This is a genomic window from Methylophaga sp. UBA2689 (genome assembly GCA_002354555.1).
Classification (GTDB): domain Bacteria; phylum Pseudomonadota; class Gammaproteobacteria; order Nitrosococcales; family Methylophagaceae; genus Methylophaga.
Genome location: DELT01000082.1, coordinates 1 through 3,080 on the forward strand (window position 1 = coordinate 1; position 3,080 = coordinate 3,080).

General features: G+C 39.8%; 3 protein-coding genes. 2 read left to right on the plus strand and 1 reads right to left on the minus strand.

Annotation, left to right across the window (positions count from 1 at the left end):
• Positions 1-72: 72 nt before the first annotated feature.
• Positions 73-1,212 carry a glycosyltransferase gene (locus B3M51_RS09745; RefSeq protein WP_292758679.1) on the plus strand — a complete coding sequence of 380 codons (1,140 nt, stop codon included), beginning with the start codon at positions 73-75 and terminating at the stop codon, positions 1,210-1,212.
• Between the two features lie 67 nt (positions 1,213-1,279).
• Entirely contained in the window at positions 1,280-2,389 is a 1,110-nt protein-coding gene (locus B3M51_RS09750; protein WP_292758683.1) for an O-antigen ligase family protein, read from the plus strand.
• A gap of 1 nt (position 2,390) precedes the next feature.
• Here B3M51_RS09750 and B3M51_RS09755 read toward each other — a convergent pair.
• Positions 2,391-3,080: glycosyltransferase (locus B3M51_RS09755; RefSeq protein ID WP_292758685.1), on the minus strand; the 690-nt coding region annotated here is incomplete at its 5' end.

Genomic DNA, 3,080 nt, shown 5'->3' on the forward strand with positions numbered 1-3,080 from the left:
TATGTCTAGCTTATGAAAGTCCAACGGGGGATTATGCTGTATAATTTGGGGATTTCCAACAAAGCAAATTAGATGGCAAAACGAGATATTTCTGTCCTTCAACTGCATCAAGGTTACAACATAAAGCCGATTGATGTAGCTGACCTCGCGGAACAGGTAATCAAAGCACTTCCACCTGAAAAATTCGCTACCACAACTTTATTTGTTACAGGGAAACCTCAACCCGGCGAAAAAGAGAGCTGTGCGGAAAGAACCATCTATCTCGATTTGCCAAAAAAAAATCTACGGGGTTTGAGGCTGCGAGCTCTCTACGAATTATTTAAGACCTTTAGAAGAGAACACTTTGATGTTGTAATTTGCAACCGATTCAAACCTACTTCTCTAATGGTCTGGTTACACTTGCTTATTGGCCGACCCAAATGTCTTTCGGTTGTTCACATCCTTAGTGATTATCGGCCATTTATGCGAAGATTGATGGTCAGGTTAATTGCACATAAATGGCATTTTGTTGCAGTTTCAGAATCAGTTCGACAAGGACTCTTTGCGCTTAATTGTGGTTTTAATGAACGCAATGTCACGGTTATAGAAAATGCGATCGATTCGCAACAGATGCTATCGCTGCTCTATCCAGCAGACTTTTCCAGAAAAACACTCGACTTGCCAACGGCAAAGACCATTGTGGGCACGATTGGAAGGCTTGATAAGCGTAAAGGCCATATCGATCTGATAAGAGGTTTTGCCAAGATCCATCAACAATTCCCCGATGTCTTAATAGCAATTATTGGTGAAGGTAAAGAACGTAAAACATTAGAAGATGAAATTGCTAGCTTAGGCTTGTCTGAGAAAGTTTTTCTTTTAGGCAATGTTGATGGAGCCGCTCGTTATGTAAAGGCTTTTGATATTTGGATTATGCCTTCTCATAGTGAAGGTCTACCGCTGGCATTAATGGAAGCGATGACGGCAAAACTTCCCATACTGACGACATCAATTCCCTCTATGGATTACATTGTTCGTCCGGCTGGAGGAATGTGTTTTGACGTCCAAAACCCTGATGATTTAGCAAAAGTGCTTAGTGATTGTTTGAAGTTGACCGCAGAACAAAGAGCAGAATTAGGAGAACAGTCCTTTAAATACTTACAGACCCACTTCTCTTTACAACGTTATCGAAATGAGTACCAATCTCTAATCGAGAGACTTTTGAATGACCGTTAGAACCTATTTCAGTTGGATGCTGGCATTATTTGTGGCATCTTTTTTAGTGTTGCCTACCAGTAAAATGGTGAACAATTTTTATTACATCTTCATTGCAATTCCTGGCCTTTATCTTTTACTGAGAAACCATAAATTACTTAAGCCAATAAATTCAACGGAATGGATTTTTTTGATTTTATGCTCGGTCATTACCTTTTATTCCGCTTTTTATCATACTAGGGCAATAATTCATGCCCTATATGTTCTGGTATTTGTTTATTCAATATCTCGTTTTGTAGACCCAAACTTTTTCAGCAGTAAAACCTTTGCCAGAATGTTGTTCTGGGGGGGGCTGCTTTACACTGCTGCCTGCGCTATTTCCTTTTATTTCATTGGCAACGAGCCATTCGGGACTCGTCTGAACCCCGGTATATCAAGACTCTACAGTCCTATTCAGATCAGTATGTTTATTAGTTGTAGCTTGTTTATAGTTGGTCCACACTGGATTAAAAATAGAAATTTTTGGGAGGGACTTATTGGTTTTGTTTTGGCATTTTTGGCCATTACTTTAATCCTCCAGAGTCGCACTGGTCTTGTCGGGATGGGAGTATGGTGTGCTTTTATGTTGATCTGTATGGTAAGAGGTTTCGGTTATAAAGGACTGATATTTCTGGTTGCAGGTTTACTGACATTATTAGTTATATCGATTCCAATGTTTGATTTGGCTGGCCAATCTACTGAACTGATTGAGCGTGGTGATTCGCATCGTTTGGCTATCTGGAATGGCTACCTGTTAGCGTGGCGAGACTGTGGAATATTGCTGGGGTGTGGTTTTCCAGAAACACCCTCCCCACACTTGGTATGGCAGCCTGATGGAAGTGAGGTATTTATCACTCACAATATACTTGTGAATTTACTTTATCACTTTGGTATTGTGCCATTAATGATGTTTTCTATCATGATTCTTAGTGTTTTAAATATGGCATGGCAGCAAAAAAACTGGTGGGGTGGATTTCTTTTTGCTGGGGTTTTAACCCTGATGCTTGATAGTAACAGTATTATCAATAATCCTGATGAAGTTTGGTTAATGCTGTGGTTACCTTTTGCCTTAATTCTTGCCAAAGAATGGCAAAGTAAAAGAGAAACTATTAAAAAGACTATAAACTGGTCAGGCACCCCAATTGTCGATGCAAACTAATTTATTTCAATAGTTCTGAGTGATCAGATTTAAGTATCTGACTGAAAAATGTATGTTTTGCTGATTCATCAGAAAAATAGTTTTCAAGTCGTTGCTGAGTTAAACTTTTGGGTTTATTCTCACCATTTGCCAGCTCAGCAATCTTATCGGCAAGCTCATCTGTATTTCCAAGTTTAAATAATAAACCTGTATCACCTACAACCTCTGGTGCACCACCACAATCTGAACTGATAATCGGCAGGTTTGCTGCCATAGCTTCTAATAGAACCATACCAAACGGTTCGTGATCTGATGCTAAAACGAAACAGTCGAAAGCTTTGAAATACTGTCTTGCTAAAGGGATTTTGCCGAGTAACAACACATTATTTTCAATGCCCAATGAATGGATTAATTTTTTGAGCTCGTTTTCAAGTCGGCCTGTACCAATCATGACCAATAGCGACTGTTCTGGTAATCTTTCAAGCGCTAAGGCAAATCCACGAATTAAAGTTTTGGGATCCTTATCAGGGTGAAGCCTGCCAACACTTCCTACTACCCATGCGGTGTCCGATAATTTCAGAGCCTCCCTTGCCTGAGTTCGGGGTAGGAGTTCATTTCGAACTTTTTCAACATCAAGGTGATTATAGAAAGTGACAATCTGCTCTGCTGGCCAGTGAGATAAATGAAGCCGAATTTCATCTCGAACTGCATT